We start from the raw sequence: 16,273 nt of genomic DNA on the forward strand, positions 1-16,273 counted from the left end.
CGTCTTTGCTAAAGGGTAATCAAGGCGGGAAAGCCCTAAAATGGTTTCACACCTATTTCAATAATTGGAGGAGATAAAAATGAGATCAGAAAAGGAAGTTTATGATATTGTTTTGAATTTTGCAAAAACAGACAAACGCATTCGCATGGTTACTTTGGAAGGATCTAGAACAAATACAAATATTCCGCCTGATGATTTTCAGGATTTTGATATTACTTTTTTTGTTACGGATATGGACAGCTTCACAAGTGATGATAAATGGCTAGATATATTTGGTGAAAGGTTGATTCTGCAAAAGCCGGAAGATATGGAATTATTTCCAGCTGTAGAAAAGGGATTTTCATATTTAATGCTGTTTACTGATGATGTTAAGATAGATTTAACTTTGCTGCCGCTGGAACTGATAGACGAGTATTTTACATGGGATAAACTGGTAAAGTTACTGTTGGATAAAGACAACCGTATCGTAAAGCCGCCAATACCAACGGATATAGACTACCACTTGCAGAAGCCTACTCAAAGAATGTTTGACGATTGCTGTAATGAATTTTGGAATACTACAACATATGTAGTAAAGGGCTTATGCCGCAAAGAAATTCTTTTTGCTATTGACCATATGAATGATATAGTACGAAAAGAATTGCTTCGCATGATTTCCTGGCTGATTGGTATCAAACAGGGATTTCATTTCAGTTTGGGAAAAAACTATAAATTTATGAAGCAATATGTCCCAGAGGAATTGTGGGAACGACTTATGTCCACTTATAATATGGATTCCTATCCCCATATGTGGGAATCCTTTGAACAATGTATGGCATTGTTCCGGGAGGTTTCGTCAGAAGTGGCATGCCAGTTGGATTACCAGTATCCACTATATGATGAAAAAATCAGTAATTATGTGATTCGGCAAAAGAAAAAAATATGGCATTGAAGATGATAACAAATAAAAATTTTTTTCAATCGAAAAAAATTTATTTTGATTATTCAATTTTGAAAAACTGAATACCTCAAAATCAGAAAGAGCGCGGACAAGCACTTTGAGGGATTGGCCGCCTTGTCCACCCATTCAGTGGGACGGCGGGTGGCGGTCAAGGCCGGGTGTAAACCCGTTCATTTCAGCCTTGACGGTTACCCGCTGTCCTGTTACTTTTCCGGGAGTGTAGCCACAACTTCGGGACACTTTGTCCACAAGTCGGAGCGTAGGACGAGGGACGGGGGCTTTCATATACGCCCTGTCTGCTGATGAAAACAGACCTGCGCTTGCGGCTCCACGCCACACAAGCACAGCCCTGTTTTCCTGCCGCCCCTCCCCGGCGGCAACGGCATTTTCACGGCAACGCCGACAGAGCGTATAACACACTACACTTTGCTTCGCAAAGTCGTGTGCCAAATGGGGGCGTTGCCCCCTTTGGAAACCCCCCACAAGAAAAGGCGGTACGCTACCCCTCTACGGGGCGCATACCGCCTTTTCTTGTTATCCAGCCCTCCGGCTGTATCGGTTGAGCAAAAGTCAGCGTGGGAATGGTGTGGTATCTTTATCTAAGTGAATCCCCGCTCTCCCACTTGCTGACGGACTGCCGGGTGACACCCAGTTGATCTGCCAGCTGCTCCTGACTCAGGCCCGCTTTCCGGCGAAGCTGGGATAACTTTTCTGAAAACTGCATCTTTGTGACACTCACCTTCCCTTTGGATGCCCCCATCATAGACCACCTGCCGTGTTCCGGCAAGAACGCGGCAGGTGGAACTTTGTCAACTGATGGTTGCATCCCTTGTGCCGCAGCCCTCTCGCCTTTACCAGATTCCCAGGAGATGCTGCACGCCAAGGCTCACGCCCGCAATCGCCACCCAGCAGCAAAACCCCATGAAAATCGGCTTGCCGCCTGTCTTCACCAGCTTGATGAGATCGGTGTTCAGCCCGATTGCCGCCATGGCCATGACGATGAAAAACTTACTGGCGTCTTTCAGGAAGGCCACCACTGCCGCAGGGATCGGCACCACAGTTGTCACCACGGAGGCCAGCAGGAAAAACAGGACAAACCACGGGAAGATCTTCTTGAGATTGACCTGGGCTCCTCCGCTGCGATCGCTCTTCCCGGCCCGGCGGAGAGCCAGAACCAGTGTGATAGGAATGATAGCAAGAGTTCTGGTCATCTTAACAATGGCTGCGGTGTCCAGTGTGTTGGCCCCCGGGTGCATACCATCCCAGGCGGCGGCCGCCGCTGTGACAGAGGAGGTGTCGTTCACTGCCGTACCTGCGAAGAGGCCGAACCCCTCGTTGGACAGTCCCAGCGCACTGCCAAGCGTTGGGAAGATCAGCGCGGCCAGCACATTGAAGAGGAAGATCACCGAGATTGCCTGTGCAATCTCCTCGTCGTCCGCGGCAATCACGGGGGCCGTGGCGGCAATGGCGCTTCCGCCACAGATAGAGGACCCCACACCGATCAGCGTGGAAATATGAGCGTCCATCTTCATGGCCCGATAGAGGACATAGGCGACGATCAGCGAGGTTGCAATGGTGGAGAGGATGATGGGCAGGGACTGTCCTCCTACCTGCAGGACGCTGGCAAGGTTCATGCCAAAGCCCAGCAGTACCACCGCCAGCTGCAAAATTTTCTTGGAGGTATAAGTAATCCCGGGCTTGGCTCCACCCTGCTCCTTCCAAAACAGCGCAATCACCATGCCGATCAGAATGGCGAATACGGGTCCGCCCACCACCTCAAAGCGCTTTCCCAGCAGCCACGCGGGAACGGCAATCACCAGGCAGAGCAAAATTCCCCATGCATATTTCTTCAAAAAATTCATAGATTCCTCCCAGATGAAAATTTTTTAACACATGGTTGTTTATGATACCACTTGATTCCCAGTTTGTCAAAAAATTTGGAGCGGCCCGCTATCTTGGGCCGCTCCTTTTCTATTTAGGTAAGTGGAATCCGTGTTTCTCCCCATAAAAGATAGTCAGCTTCTGTCAAGGCAACAGGCTGTGCAAATGTAGTGGACACCTGATGGCGATTTCCGCTGCCCAAAGAGCTGAATCCGCCGTTGAATTCCATCTGGCTTCCGTCCTCCATCACCAGAGAGAGCTTCGCAGAGGGCGTGATAGAAACAGCCATGGGTGTAGTGCTCCCATCCTCTCCAACCATGCCAACCACGGCGTCTTCCTCTTGTATGGCCCGCTCAGCTTCTTTTGCCGCCTCAGCTACCGCTTCATCGTAGTGGTACGTGTACTCCACCCGCACAGGCGAAATCCGCAGACTGTCCATGACAATGGGACCATACGGGGTCTCTGTGGTCAGGCCCGCTGCATCTAGAGTCCAAACCAGTTCCTGGCTCATGCTCTCTGTGATTGGGAACAGCCACTCCCCTTCCGCTATGGCAACAGTCTCTTCCCCATTTATCTCCCAGAGGCCTGGAATCCGCAGGGTCTTTCCAACCAGCGTGCCATCGGCGTGGATCTCCACCACCATGCGAATCCGGTTATCGTCTGGGTCTAAATCCTCCAAGTAGTCGTCAGCAATCATATATCCAAGGAACTCGGCTTCCTCCAAACCGTTCGAATTCACCAAGGTAATCCGGTTTTCCAGGTTCTTTCCATCCATCAGCGTATAGCATGCGTCCTCGCCGTCCAACAGGGGGAGCATGGTTCCCTCTGGAGTCTGAATCTCCAGCATGAGATAAAATACGCCATCCGCCCCAAAGGCAGCCAGAGGCTTCATTGTGGTTCCGCCACAGGTCACAGGGGGCGGCAGCTCCCCACTCAGTTCTTCCATCAAATCCCGTTCGTTTGCACTCAGGCTTCCAAAATACGCCTCCCAAAGCGGCGCGGCGACGGCGGTCGCCGTGCCGATCAAAAGCACTGCCGCGAGAACCCCAGCCAAGCTTCGCCGCCCCCAGCCGCAGCGCCGTCTGGAGGAGTGAAATGCCGACTGTGTTAGGAGAGCCGTTTTCAGGGCGGCCTTTCCCTCCGCCGTATAACGCACCTGATTCAGCTCATTTTGATAAACATTCTTCTCCATAAATGCCTCCCAGCATGGTCCGTAATTTTGCCTTGCCCCGGTAGAGATAGGTGCTGACCTGAGTAGCCTTGCATCCCATCAGCTCCGCGATCTCAGCGGGCTCATACTCCTCGTAATAGCGCAGGTATACTGCCTGCCGATACCGCTCCGGTAAAGACTGAACTGCCCGCAGAACCGGAGTGTCCTCCGGCTCCGGCAGATAAACTGCCGCATCTGCGGCGGCATCCAGAGATACCCGCTTTCGAAACCAAGCAGATTTTTTCCAGTCCTTACAGCAGTTCACCGCCACCCGGATGACCCAGGCTCGTTCCAGCCGCTCTTCAGAAAAACACCGTCGGTTTGTCAGCAGCTTCAACAGTACTATTTGACAGATATCCTGTGCGTCGTGGATACTGCCTGTCCAGGTCCATGCAATCCGCAGGACCGTGTCTGACCACCGCTCCACGAGCGCTTCGGCCTCCTGGTGGGAATATAGAATCTGCTCCGTAATATCATCTCCTTTTGAAGGGCCCGTTCTGCTAATAAAACGAAGGAATCTCTGCCAATCTGACATGTGGATAAAAAACATCCGCCGGATTACCGGCGGATGCATCATACTAGTGGCAATGATGGAGCGCTCAGCCCTCCTCAGAAATTTTTCGTCCCATCAGTACACCCATGATGGAGGCCATCATCAGTCCCCGGGTCCAACCAGAGCTGTCTCCCAGACAGTGAAGCCCTTGCAGGCTCGTATTGAAATCCGTGTCCATCTTGACGCGGTTGGAGTAGAACTTCAGCTCCGGGGAGTACAGCAGCGTCTCATAGGCAGCAAAACCCGGCACCACGTAGTCCATGGCCTGGATAAAGCCGATGATGTTGGTCATGGCCCGGTAGGGCATGGCGGCGGTAATATCTCCCGCCACAGCGTCTGGCAGCGTGGGACGGATGTTGGACTGAGCCAGTTCCTTCTGCCAGGTGCGCTTGCCGTCCAAGATGTCCCCAAAGCGCTGGACCAGAATCTGTCCGTTGGCCAGCATATTAGTCAGCTCACCCACCTTCTGGGCATAGGCGATGGGCTGGTTAAAGGGGATCGAGAAATTATGAGAACAGAGAATCGAGAGGTTCGTATTGTCGCTCTTCAAATCCTTATAGGAGTGTCCGTTCACTACTGCCAAGTTGTTATCGTAGTTCTCCTGGCTGACAAAGCCGCCAGGGTTCTGGCAGAAGGTCCGGACCTTATTCTTAAAGGGCTTGGGGTAGCCTACCAGCTTGGACTCATACAACACCCGGTTCACTGTCTCCATCACCTCGTTGCGGACCTCCACCCGCACGCCGATATCCACCGTGCCGGGAGCGTGGGCGATGTTATGCTCCGCGCAAAGTTTCTCCAGCCAGTCCGCGCCCCGGCGGCCCGTGGCTACCACCGTGTGCTTGGCATAAATCTCCAAGTCCGTCTTTCCGTTGGTAATGGAAACGCCTTTACAGGTCTCATTTTCCAGGATCAAATTTTGGCATTCGTAGCCAAAGTAGATCTCCACACCGTTCTCCTGCAAGAATCGTTCAATCGCGAGATAAATCTCCTGAGCCTTCTCCGTTCCCATGTGGCGGATGGGACAGTCCACCAGCTTCAAACCGGCGTGGATGGCCCGCTTGCGAATCTCCTTGCGCTCCTCTTCGTGCTCCAACCCCTCAATATGAGTATCCGCACCAAATTCCAGATAAATCTGATCCGCGTAGTGGATCGTCTCTTGGGCCAGCTCCGCCCCAATCAGTGTAGGAAGGTCGCCGCCCACCTCATAGCTGAGGGAGAGCTTTCCGTCCGAAAAAGCTCCGGCCCCAGAAAAGCCTGTCGTAATGTGGCAGTAAGGCTTGCAGTTCACACATTTATGGGTCTTGTCCTTCGGACAATGGCGATTTTCAATTGCCTGGCCCTTTTCCACCATGATAATCTTCTGTTTACTTCCCTGTTTGAGCATTTCCAACGCGGTAAAAATTCCGGCGGGGCCAGCTCCCACGATCACAACATCTGTATTCATATGTCTTTCCCCTTTTTCTTATTTCGCCGATAACTCTACCGCATGGCGCACAAGTGTATAGGGCGGCACCGCCTGCGGTAATTTCATATGGAAGATCATCTGCGGCGTCCTGGGCTCTTCCAAAGGCTGTCCTTCGCTATCCGCCATCACCGGCACCGTGATGGAGAAAGGCCGCACACCAGGTCCTACCAACTCCACTGTGTCACCAGTATGGAATTTATTACGCAGAGATAGGGTTGCCTGCCCTTCCGCGTCGCATTCTATGACAAGCGCAACCACTTGCCAGTCCCTAAGATAGCGAGAATTTTCGTAATATTGACCGGGATAGCCATAATAAAACCCCGTGGAGTAAGGCCTGTGGCTCACATGCTCCACTTCTTTCCGCCAGACCGGATCTACCGGCCGCCCTGCTAAAACGTCATCCAAACAGTGACGGTAACAGGCAGTAACAACGGCCGCATAATAGGCAGATTTGGCCCGTCCTTCAATTTTCAGGCTGTCCAGTCCCGCCTGTACCAAATCCTCCAAGTGATCTATCATGCACATGTCCCGAGAATTGAGGATATAGGCCCCCTGGTCATCTTCCTCAATGGGAAAGTATTCGCCGGGACGCTTTTCTTCCATCAGCGCATAGCGGTAGCGGCAAGGCTGGGCGCATGCCCCCCGGCTGGCATCCCGGCCTGTCATATAGTTGGAGAGCAAGCACCGTCCTGAGTAGCTCACGCACATGGCACCATGGATAAATGCTTCTATTTCCAATGCTTCAGGTACCTTCTCCCGAATTTCCCGGATTTCCTCCAGGCTTAACTCTCGGGCCAAAATAACCCGAGAGGCTCCCAACTCATACCAAGCCCGTGCGGTCTCATAATTGCAAATGCTGGCCTGGGTGGAGATATGCCGCTGGCATCTGGGCGCGTATTTCCCTGCCAGGGTAAAGGCTCCCATATCCGCCACAATCAAGGCGTCCACTCCTGCATCATTTAACCGCTCCAGGTGCTCCGGGAGCCGGGCGATCTCATCGTTCCGTGGCATCGTATTGATGGTACAGTGCACTCGGACACCATGGCTGTGGGCAAAGTCCACCGCTGGCTGCAGTTGCTCTGCCGGGAAGTTCCCGGCAAAAGCCCGCATGCCAAAGTCCGTCCCAGCCAGGTACACCGCATCCGCGCCATAGAGAACAGCCATCTTCAGCCGTTCCATGTCCCCCGCCGGCGCCAGCAGCTCTGGTTTTCTCTGTTTATCCGCCATATTGGTCACTGTTGAGGAAGCTGGTAAAGTCGCTGTAATTGGTGAAGAAGTGGTGGAGCCCATCCGTTCCCAGCGCGTAATAGTAGTAGTCCGTGCTCTCCGGCTCCAGCGCTGCCTCGATGGAAGCAAGACCTGGGTTGGCAATCGGCGTGGGAGGAAGTCCCGCATACTTATAGAGGTTATAGGGGGTGTCGGTCTGCAGGTCCGCATTGGTGATGGTACCCTCATGATCCTCCAAACCATAGAGCAGCGATGCATCGATCTGCAGCATCCCATAGGTGCCCGCCTTGTCACCGGGGCCCTCCAAACGGTTATAGATCACAGAAGCAATCCGCTCTCGGTCCGTACCATCGGTCTCCTTTTCGATCAGGGAGGCGATGGTGACGATATCTTTCAGATCATAGCCACGAGTCTCCGCCTCCGCCAGCAGGTCGTCGTCCAGCTTGCTGTTGAAGTTGGAGAGCAGCTTGTCCAGTGCATTTTCCGGTTTGGACATGTTCGTATAGAACTCATAGGTGTCTGGGAAGAGATAGCCCTCCAGTCGACTGAGGTCTTCTGAAGCGTTGTCAATGAAATCGTAGCTGAAATCATAGGTCTTGGCGGCCTCCAACAAGGCTTCCTCCGTGGCCACACCGTTTTTCGCCAGCAGCTGAATGGTCTGCATCACTGTGTATCCCTCCGGAATTGTCACCGTAACCGTGTTGCTGTTCATATTGCCGGAGGAGCTCTGCATGGCCATGATCAGCGCCCGATAGTCCATCTCTGTATTGAGCTCATAGGTGCCCATGCCGATCTTTTCATCGGCATTTGCCACCGCAGCAAAAAGGCGGAAAAACCACTTGTACTTAATTAAGCCGGCTTCTTGCAGCTTGTCAGCCACAGAACCAATGCTGTCATCTGCTGTAATCTCCACCGTAGTGGTCATCGCCTCCTTGTTAAAGGCGCACAGGTCCGAGGCCAGCAGCCAGCCAACTCCGGCCAGAATCGCCGAGGAGAGCACCACACACAGTGCATATAGCAGTGGGTTCACCCGCCGGCGTCTGCGCCGCTTCCGACCGGTTTGCTGTGCGCTTTGACGGGACCGCTCACTTTGGCGGACCTGCTCCTTATCCCAGCTTGCGGTATCCCCGCGTTTGTAATCAGCCATGGAATCCTCCGTTCCTCTCCGTCTGTTCCAACGGAGTACATCGCAATCTTTACTTGTCCCACAGAGTATTTTCAAAAGGCCAGGCTCTCCGTGGAACGACGGTGCATAGAATATCTCAAAGTCTCAAAGTGAGGTGACAAAGATGTGGTTTAACAACGGAAACAACGATTGTTCCTGCCTGTGGATCATCCTTCTCATCGTCCTGATCTGTTGCTGCTGCGGGAACAACGGCTTCAGCAACGGCAGCTGTGGCTGTAATTGCGGCTGCAACCATAACTGCAACTGCGGCTGCAATGACACTTGCTGCTAAGGGTTCTCTTAGCGAGGCGGGACGCTCTGCGTCCCGCTCTTTCCGCAGCACGCCGGGACATGCCTACAGAATTTTCATTGCCAGCTCCAAAACCTGACGATGAATATCCTCCGGTGATCTGGGCTTTCCCCCAGAGGCACAGTGAATCACAGACCAGCTGCACAGCCGCGCCACCTCCTCCGCATTGGTATGGCAGTGCTCCAGATACTCCTCATCCTGTTCGTGGATGTCTGCTTGAGCGCCAGTAGATTGCTCCCGCCTGCGCAGCATCTGTTCTGTCAGCAGGGTTGGCATCTCCAGGTAAACCACTAGGTCCGGCTTCGGCAGGCCCAGCAGCCGATACTCTATGTCAAAAAGCCAGTCCAGATAAGGCTTTCTCTCCGCATCAGGGAGCTTTGCAGCCTGGTGGACCGCATTGGATGTGGTGTAGCGGTCCGCCACAATCAGTCCGCCGCTCTCGTAAAACTTTCCCCAGTCTTGCCGATAGGATGCATAGCGGTCTACCGCATAAAACAACGATGCAGCATAGGCATTCACGTCGCCAGGGTGTTTGCCAAGATTTCCGGCCAGATACTCCTGCACCATGGCGGCAGAGGGCTGTCCGTACCGCGGGAAATCCACCTTGCGATAGGGGATACCATACTGCTCCAAATAGCGGCACAGAAGCTTTGTCTGCGTCGCCTTACCGGAGCCATCTGTTCCCTCAAATACAATCAATTTTCCGCTCATTTTCGCCTCTTTTCCTGCTTCACATGTACCAAAAACAGCGGCAGCTTCATCATACGGCCAATACGCCTCGGCTCCTTGCAGAGCCGGTAAAACCACTCTAAGCCGTGCTTCCGCCAGAATTCAGGCGCACGCTCCACAGTCCCGGCAAATACATCCAGACTGCCGCCAAGTCCGCACAGCAGCCGTGCTCCAGTGGCCGGACCATATTCCGCCATCCAAAGCTCCTGCTTGGGTGCACCCAGACACACGAACACCACATCAGCACCACTGTGGGCAATTTCAGCGGCTACGGGATCACTCTCTCGGAAGTAACCGTCGTGAACGCCGGCAATCTGCAGCCCGGGATATTGAGCCGCCAGTCGCTGCGCGGCCGTCTCCGCCACCCCCGGCTTCGCTCCCAGTAAAAAAAGGGATTTCCCCTCTGCCGCCATACGCTTCATCAGCCGGGCGGCAAATTCAATACCGGGAGTTCTTTCCTTCAAGGGGGTTCCCAGCATGGCCGCGCCCTTGATGACGCCGATGCCATCCGGAAGCACCAGAGCTGCCCCATTGACCGCAGCTCTGGCCGCCGGATTTTCGCGGCACACCTCTACAATCTCTGGATTGGGGGTGACTACATAGCGGGCCTGATCTCCATCCAGAAATTTCACGGCCCGGCCCACCGCCTCATCCATCGTGACATTATCAAATCCGACGCCCAGCACATCGACGCGCATGGTACCACCTCTCAACATACTCATACAGTTTGATAGTATACCACAAACTATTGGGGTTGTTCAACCCTAAATCGGCACTCTTCCGACAATCCACAGCAAGAAGGCGGAGAGCTTCCTCCCCGCCTTTCAAGACTTATAAAAAAACTCGCTTTCGGTCCGGTAACTGGGCCAAAACCACCGCCGCCAGCATAAATACACATCCTACATATTCCCGTCCACTCATTTGATCATGCAGGAGGATCACCCCCGCCACCGTGGCAAACACGGATTCCAGGCTCAGCAGCAGCGACACAACCGTTGGATTGGAATCTTTCTGCGCCAGGATCTGAAGCGTGTAGCCCACCCCGCTGGAGAAAAATCCCGCATAGAGAATCGGCCACGTGCACATCCGCAGAGCCCCCCAGGAGGGGGATTCTGTCAAAAGCATTCCGGCTGCGGAGAGAACCGCTGCCACCAAAAACTGCACGCAGGAGAGCTCGACTCCATCTACTTTTTTTGTAAAGTGGTCAATGATCAGAATATGGGCGGAAAAACACAGGGCACATACCATCGTATAACAGTCGCCCTCATTTATAGAGAAGCCCTCTGTGATGCAAAGGCAGTATAGTCCCGCCACCGCCAGCACCACGCTGAGCCAAACAGTCCGTGGAGCCTTCTTTTTTAGAAAAACCCCCGCAATGGGTACAATGACAATATAGAGCGCCGTGATAAACCCCGACTTCCCAGCGGTTGTCGTCTCCAACCCTTTTTGCTGGAAATAGGAGGCCATGGTCAGCGCAGCACCGCAGCAAATCCCTCCCAAGAGCAGTTCCCGTCTGGCCGCAGATGGTACTTCCACAGCTCCTTGGAAATCCCGCTGCCGAATCTGGCGCAAAAGGAACGTCAGCGCCAACAGAGACAAAAATGCCACGATAGAGCGCGCGGCGTTGAAAGTAAAGGGCCCGATATGATCTGTGCTCACGCTCTGGGCCACAAAGGAGGTGCCCCAGATGAACGCTGTCAGCAGAGGGAATACCGTTTGGCGAATTTGATTGGCTTTCATTGGACTTGCTCCACACTCTCTTCCGTGATATACTGGGAAATCAAGAATTCATGCGCCCCGCTGCATTGGTCAGCAGACGGTCAAAACAGTTTTTTATTGTAGCACTGAGGTGATAAAATGGCAAGGCTTTCCCGGGAATTTTACAGCGGCAATACCGTCGAGACCGCCCAAAACCTGTTGGGCAAAGTTCTCGTCCGACAATGGAAGGGTAGGTTTCTCGCCGGCCGCATCACAGAGACCGAGGCCTATATTGGCCGATGCGACAAAGCCTGCCACGCCTACCATTACCGGCGGACTGCACGGACGGAAACTCTTTTTCTCGCTCCAGGCCATGCCTATATCTATCTGATCTACGGTATGTACCACTGCCTGAATTTTGTGACAGAGCCGGAGGGCGAGCCGGCGGCGGTCCTGGTGCGCTCTGTGGAGCCTGTCGCGGGGACGGAGTGGATGCAGCAGCTTCGGTATGGGGAAAAGCCGCTTACGGCCTATCGTTTGAAAAACTTTTTGAACGGTCCTGGAAAGGTCTGCCAGGGTTTTTCCCTGACCAGACACGAAAACGGCCTGGACCTGACTGGTGATACCCTTTTTGTATGCGACGGTCCCGAGGACATCGGTCTGCCTGCTCCCATACCAGCTAAGGAGCGGCTTTGTTCCGGCCCCCGCATCGGCGTGGACTACGCGGAGGAGGCCCGGGACTTTCCCTGGAGGTTCTGGTTGGAAAAAGAGGTGTAAAGTATGTTTTTATTCGATTTAGACGGTACTTTGATTGACTCTAACGGCATCTGGAAGAACGTGGACCGGGAGTTTTTGGCCAGGAGAGGCCTTCCTTACACCCATGCCTATTATGAGGGCGTGGCCCATACCATTTTTCCTCTAGCCGCCAAGTTTACCAAAGAGTTCTGCAATCTCCCGGAGAGCTGCGAGGAAATCATGGCGGAGTGGATGGAGCTTGCAGAGGACCTCTACGCCCACGTCAGCATCAAACCCGGCGTCCGCGCCTATCTCAAGCAGTGCAAAGCCGAGGGTCGGCGGCTGGCCGTGGTGACATCCAGCGTACCGGAACATTGCCGCACGGCGCTCAAGGCCCTGAGCCTGGAGAAGTATTTTGAGAATATCACCTTCGCCCATGACCTGGGCCTTGAGAAAAAGTCGCCGGAGATCTGGCTGACTGCAGCCAAGGCCGGCGGCGTCCGTCCGGAGGACTGCACGGTGTTTGACGACAGTCTCGCCGCCTGCTGGGGCGCTCGGGCCGCTAAAATGCGGGTTGTTGGCGTGTATGACAACTATTTCGCTCAGGACGAAAAAGAGATGCGGAGCTTTTGCGACGTATATATCAGGAGCTTTGAGGAGCTTTTGTGGCTGCCGGAGCAGCGGCGCAGATGAGCGAGGAGCTGTATCAAGTCCTTCAGGCCGCCCGGGAGAGCGGAGACCGGCTGGAGGATCTGACCCTGGAACATACAGTGGTGGAACAAGCCGATTTTTCGGAGCTCACCTGCAGAAATGTCCATCTCCATGCCTGCCGGTTCCTGGGCTGTGACTTCTCCGGTGCGTCCCTTTATGACGCCTGTTTTCAGAACTGTCAGTTTGAAAGCTGCCGCCTGTCCCGCAGTTATTGGCAGCGTGTGCTCCTTGATGGCTGTAAAGCGGACGGCGCCGACTTCCGGAAGGCGCGCTTTAAAAGCTGCCGTTTGGAGGGTGGGCGGTTCCGCTACGGAAATTATGTCGGCACGGTATGGGACCACTGCACGCTTGATAGCAGCAGCTTCACGGAATCTACCCTGGCGGAGAGCCGAATTGGGAAAACCGTCTTTCAGCACGTGGATTTTACCGGTGCTGATTTCTTCCGAACGAGCCTCCGGGGATGCGACCTCTCTACCTGTACGCTGGACCGCATTACCCTCTCAGAGACCTGTTCCGAACTCAAAGGCGCCAGGATCGACGCAAGTCAGGCTGCCGTGGTTGCCCGGATTTTAGGTATTGAGGTTGTGCCCTGAGCGCGGCAAGGAATCCTTGCTTGACCGCAAAGATCTTCCCGTGATATTCTCTGATGTGGGAAAGGAGGGCATTCCATGTTCCGGAAACATACCAATCTGGTAGGGCAGCGGATCTGCGCGGAACGCAAGCGTTCCGGCCTGTCTCAGGAGGCGCTGGCGGCCCAACTCTACGTGACGCGGCAGACGATCTCCAATTGGGAGGTTGGGAAAACCATGCCCGATCTTGAGAGTCTGAAGCTGCTTGCCCTGGCGCTGTCGGTTCCCATTGAGCGCCTGATCTATGGGGAGCCGCTGGGATTCCCTGTTCCCTGGTATCAGAGGATTCCGTGGGAACTCTGGTGCCGTTGGCTGGGTGTTGTTGTGTGGGCTGTTGGGCTGCTCTCCGGCATTTGGGCCGGCAGCGGGGCCGTTCAGACTCCGGATGGCGGCGTCGGCTGGGGTTTCCAGTGGAAGAGCGCTCTTTCCATCTGGTATCCGGCTCTGATCCGGGGTGTGGTTTTGCTGTCATTATCCAGGATTTTAAGCGTTGGGAAACAGCAGGAGCCGTGAACACGTGTTCACGGCTCCTGCTTTCATAATTTTTTCAGGTGGTTCCCGGCGGATTTCAGCATCAGCTTCTTGGTCCCCATCTGATCAAAGGCCACCTCCAGCAAGGCATCTCCCCCCATGGGACGGACGGACAGCACCATGCCCTTTCCAAAGGCGGTATGCTCAACCATATCGCCCTGATTAAGCTGCAGCATAGGGGCAGCGCCGCTCCCCCGCGAGAGTGTTTGGGCGCGCTGGGACCTTACCCACACGCCACTCCGTGCAGTGGAAGGCGCGCCGTATCCGCCGGAAGCGCCGCCCTCCCAGCGGTCGCCGCCAAAGGTCGCCTCCATTCCGCCAAAGCGCGGCTCGGGCTTGCCCTCCCAGCGCATGTTGTCCTCCGGAATCTCCTCCAGGAAGCGGGAGGGGCGGTTGGCGCTGGTGCGGCCGTACAGCATCCGCTGCCGAGCGTTGGTAAGGGTCAGCTTCTCCTTGGCGCGGGTCATAGCCACATAGCACAGCCGTCGCTCCTCCTCCAGCTCCTCCTGGTCGTACTGGGCGGAGGCGCCGGGGAAAATGCCCTCCTCCATCCCCACCACATAGACCGTCGGGAATTCCAGGCCCTTGGCGGAATGGATCGTCATCATGGTGACGCAGTCGTCCCCCGCCTCCACGCTGTCGAGATCCGTGTACAGGGCGATCTCGTTCAAAAAGCCGGAGAGAGTGGCGTCCTCCGGGTCCTGCTCCAGAAAGCCCAGGATGTTGGACTTGAGCTCCTGGACGTTTTCAATCCGGCCCCGGCTCTCCATGTCGTTCTTCTCCTCTAGGGCCCGGACGTATCCGGTCTGGTCGCACACCACGTCGTAAAACTCCGGCAGGGCTAGCTCCGCCCCCTGGCGGCGGAGCCCGTCGATGAGGTCCGCGAATTTCAGCAGCTTGACGGAGGCGCTTTTGAGATCCGGGAACAGGTCCGCATTACGGATGATCTCGTAAAGCGACGCCCCCTGGCTCTCCGCCAGGACCGCCACCTTGTCCATGGTGGTAGCGCCGATACCCCGGGCTGGGTTGTTGATGATCCGCCGCAGCCGCAGGTCATCTAACGGATTGTTCAGCACACAGAGATAGGCCAGCACATCCTTGACCTCCGCCCGGTCGAAGAACTTCATGCCTCCCACCACTCTATAAGGGATGCCGTTGCGCTTCATGGCGTATTCCAGTGCGTTGGACTGCGCATTCATTCGGTAGAGCACCGCTGTGTCCCGGAAGCGCCGCCCCCGGTTCACGCCCATCAGGATATCTCCTACCACGAAGTTGGCCTCGTCTCCCTCGTTGAAGGAGGTCTTGACGGTTACAACTTCCCCACCGCCGTTGTCGGTCCAGAGAGTCTTACCTTTACGGCCCACATTGTTTTGAATGACGGCGTTGGCGGCATCCAGAATGTTCTGGGTGGAACGGTAGTTCTGCTCCAGGCGGATCACCCGGGCGTCTGGATACTGCTGCTCAAAGCTCAAAATATTCTCAATGTTAGCGCCCCGGAAACGGTAGATGGACTGGTCGTCATCGCCCACCACACAGAGATTCCTGTACCCGCCCGCCAGGAGGCTTGTGAGGAGATATTGGAGATGGTTGGTGTCCTGATACTCATCCACCAGCACATAGCGGAACTTATTTTGATAGTACCGCAGGACCTCCGGCTCCCGCTGCAGCAGTGTTACAGTGTGAAAGATAATGTCATCAAAGTCCAGCGCGTTAGCAGTCATCAGTTTTTTCTGGTAGGCGGCATAGATTTTTGCAATCCGGCTCTTTTTCCAGTCGTTTTCTGTCTCACAGCGCCGGGCAAAATCCTCCGGCGTCTCGTACTGGTCCTTGGCGTGGCTGATGGCGGCCAGGACGCTCTTGGGCTGGAAAGCCTTTTCGTCCAGGTTCTGCTCCTTCACGATATCCTTGATGACTCGCTTAGCATCGTCGGTATCGTAGATCGTAAAGTCCTTGTCAAAACCGATGCGGTCAATGTCCCGCCGAAGAATCCGGACACAGGCGGAGTGGAAGGTGGAGGCCCAGACGTCGTTGGCCATCGGCCCCAGACGGGCCGCGAGGCGCTCCTTCAGTTCCCCCGCCGCCTTGTTGGTAAAGGTGATGGCGATAATCTCCCAGGGCCGGGGCACATCTACGGCGCACAGACGGTGAGCCCGGTCAAGCTCCAGATCCGTAGGCCGGTCCGGAAACGCCTCCAAAAAGTGGATGTCTTCCTCCTCTGCCCACTCTGGTACCTCTTCTGAGTCGCTACCCCGCCCATAGGTCAAAAGTGTATACACCCGCTGGATGAGCACCGTGGTCTTGCCGCTGCCGGCGCCCGCCAGCAGGAGAAGCGGCCCCTCCGTAGTCATGGCGGCTTTGCGCTGCATGGGGTTAAGTCTCTGAAGGTCCCGAGCGATCACTGCTTTGCGCGCGGCGATGTATCGGGAATTGAAGTCTTGCATATGTGATCTCCATTATATCTAAAAATTCTCAGCTCCTATTTTACGGCA

The 16,273-nt window shown here is 54.8% G+C and carries 15 protein-coding genes and 1 pseudogene; 5 read left to right on the forward strand and 11 right to left on the reverse strand.

Annotated features, from left to right (window positions below):
- The first annotated feature begins 79 nt into the window (after positions 1-79).
- Positions 80-947: pseudogene (locus KJS55_RS16310) on the forward strand (aminoglycoside 6-adenylyltransferase AadE).
- Positions 948-1,535: 588 nt separating this feature from the next.
- On the opposite strand, the gene KJS55_RS16315 reads toward KJS55_RS16310, so the two are convergent.
- The 10 genes from KJS55_RS16315 to KJS55_RS16360 form a co-directional block, all read right to left on the reverse strand.
- Positions 1,536-1,700, reverse strand: coding sequence for a helix-turn-helix transcriptional regulator (locus tag KJS55_RS16315; RefSeq protein WP_228300593.1), 165 nt, complete (start codon positions 1,698-1,700; stop codon positions 1,536-1,538).
- A 91-nt stretch (positions 1,701-1,791) separates the two neighbouring features.
- Entirely contained in the window at positions 1,792-2,802 is a 1,011-nt protein-coding gene (locus tag KJS55_RS16320; RefSeq protein WP_187030865.1) for a YeiH family protein, read from the reverse strand.
- A 113-nt stretch (positions 2,803-2,915) separates the two neighbouring features.
- On the reverse strand, positions 2,916-4,013 hold the full coding sequence (locus KJS55_RS16325) for a hypothetical protein (RefSeq protein WP_187030867.1): 1,098 nt from the start codon (positions 4,011-4,013) through the stop codon (positions 2,916-2,918).
- Positions 3,988-4,536 (reverse strand): RNA polymerase sigma factor, encoded by a 549-nt coding sequence (locus KJS55_RS16330; RefSeq protein WP_394806190.1) that lies wholly within the window; start codon positions 4,534-4,536, stop codon positions 3,988-3,990. Before KJS55_RS16330 ends, KJS55_RS16325 begins: the two co-directional genes overlap by 26 nt.
- A 94-nt stretch (positions 4,537-4,630) precedes the next feature.
- Entirely contained in the window at positions 4,631-6,028 is a 1,398-nt protein-coding gene (locus tag KJS55_RS16335; RefSeq protein ID WP_213543876.1) for an NAD(P)/FAD-dependent oxidoreductase, read from the reverse strand.
- An 18-nt stretch (positions 6,029-6,046) separates the two neighbouring features.
- Entirely contained in the window at positions 6,047-7,276 is a 1,230-nt protein-coding gene (locus tag KJS55_RS16340; RefSeq protein ID WP_187030873.1) for a peptidase U32 family protein, read from the reverse strand.
- Positions 7,266-8,423, reverse strand: a complete 1,158-nt coding sequence (mltG, locus tag KJS55_RS16345) for an endolytic transglycosylase MltG (RefSeq protein WP_213543877.1) — start codon at positions 8,421-8,423, stop codon at positions 7,266-7,268. Before mltG ends, KJS55_RS16340 begins: the two co-directional genes overlap by 11 nt.
- A 373-nt stretch (positions 8,424-8,796) precedes the next feature.
- Positions 8,797-9,462 (reverse strand): dTMP kinase, encoded by a 666-nt coding sequence (locus KJS55_RS16350; RefSeq protein WP_187030878.1) that lies wholly within the window; start codon positions 9,460-9,462, stop codon positions 8,797-8,799.
- On the reverse strand, positions 9,459-10,178 hold the full coding sequence (locus tag KJS55_RS16355) for a WecB/TagA/CpsF family glycosyltransferase (RefSeq protein ID WP_187030881.1): 720 nt from the start codon (positions 10,176-10,178) through the stop codon (positions 9,459-9,461). Before KJS55_RS16355 ends, KJS55_RS16350 begins: the two co-directional genes overlap by 4 nt.
- Before the next feature lie 133 nt (positions 10,179-10,311).
- On the reverse strand, positions 10,312-11,220 hold the full coding sequence (locus KJS55_RS16360) for a DMT family transporter (protein WP_187030883.1): 909 nt from the start codon (positions 11,218-11,220) through the stop codon (positions 10,312-10,314).
- 117 nt (positions 11,221-11,337) lie between these two features.
- Here KJS55_RS16360 and KJS55_RS16365 point away from each other — a divergent pair, with 117 nt between their 5' ends.
- From KJS55_RS16365 to KJS55_RS16380, 4 genes are all read left to right on the forward strand, one after another.
- On the forward strand, positions 11,338-11,955 hold the full coding sequence (locus KJS55_RS16365; protein WP_213543878.1) for a DNA-3-methyladenine glycosylase: 618 nt from the start codon (positions 11,338-11,340) through the stop codon (positions 11,953-11,955).
- 3 nt (positions 11,956-11,958) lie between these two features.
- On the forward strand, positions 11,959-12,606 hold the full coding sequence (locus KJS55_RS16370; RefSeq protein WP_213543879.1) for an HAD family hydrolase: 648 nt from the start codon (positions 11,959-11,961) through the stop codon (positions 12,604-12,606).
- On the forward strand, positions 12,579-13,217 hold the full coding sequence (locus KJS55_RS16375) for a pentapeptide repeat-containing protein (RefSeq protein ID WP_213543880.1): 639 nt from the start codon (positions 12,579-12,581) through the stop codon (positions 13,215-13,217). Before KJS55_RS16370 ends, KJS55_RS16375 begins: the two co-directional genes overlap by 28 nt.
- Positions 13,218-13,292: 75 nt before the next feature.
- Positions 13,293-13,766, forward strand: a complete 474-nt coding sequence (locus tag KJS55_RS16380; RefSeq protein WP_187030892.1) for a helix-turn-helix transcriptional regulator — start codon at positions 13,293-13,295, stop codon at positions 13,764-13,766.
- A gap of 23 nt (positions 13,767-13,789) precedes the next feature.
- Here KJS55_RS16380 and KJS55_RS16385 read toward each other — a convergent pair whose 3' ends face one another.
- A complete protein-coding gene (locus tag KJS55_RS16385; RefSeq protein ID WP_213543881.1) occupies positions 13,790-16,225 on the reverse strand; it encodes an ATP-dependent helicase in 2,436 nt (811 codons plus the stop codon).
- Positions 16,226-16,273 lie beyond the last annotated feature (48 nt).

The organism is Pusillibacter faecalis, from assembly GCF_018408705.1.
GTDB classification, from domain to species: Bacteria; Bacillota; Clostridia; order Oscillospirales; family Oscillospiraceae; genus Oscillibacter; species Oscillibacter faecalis.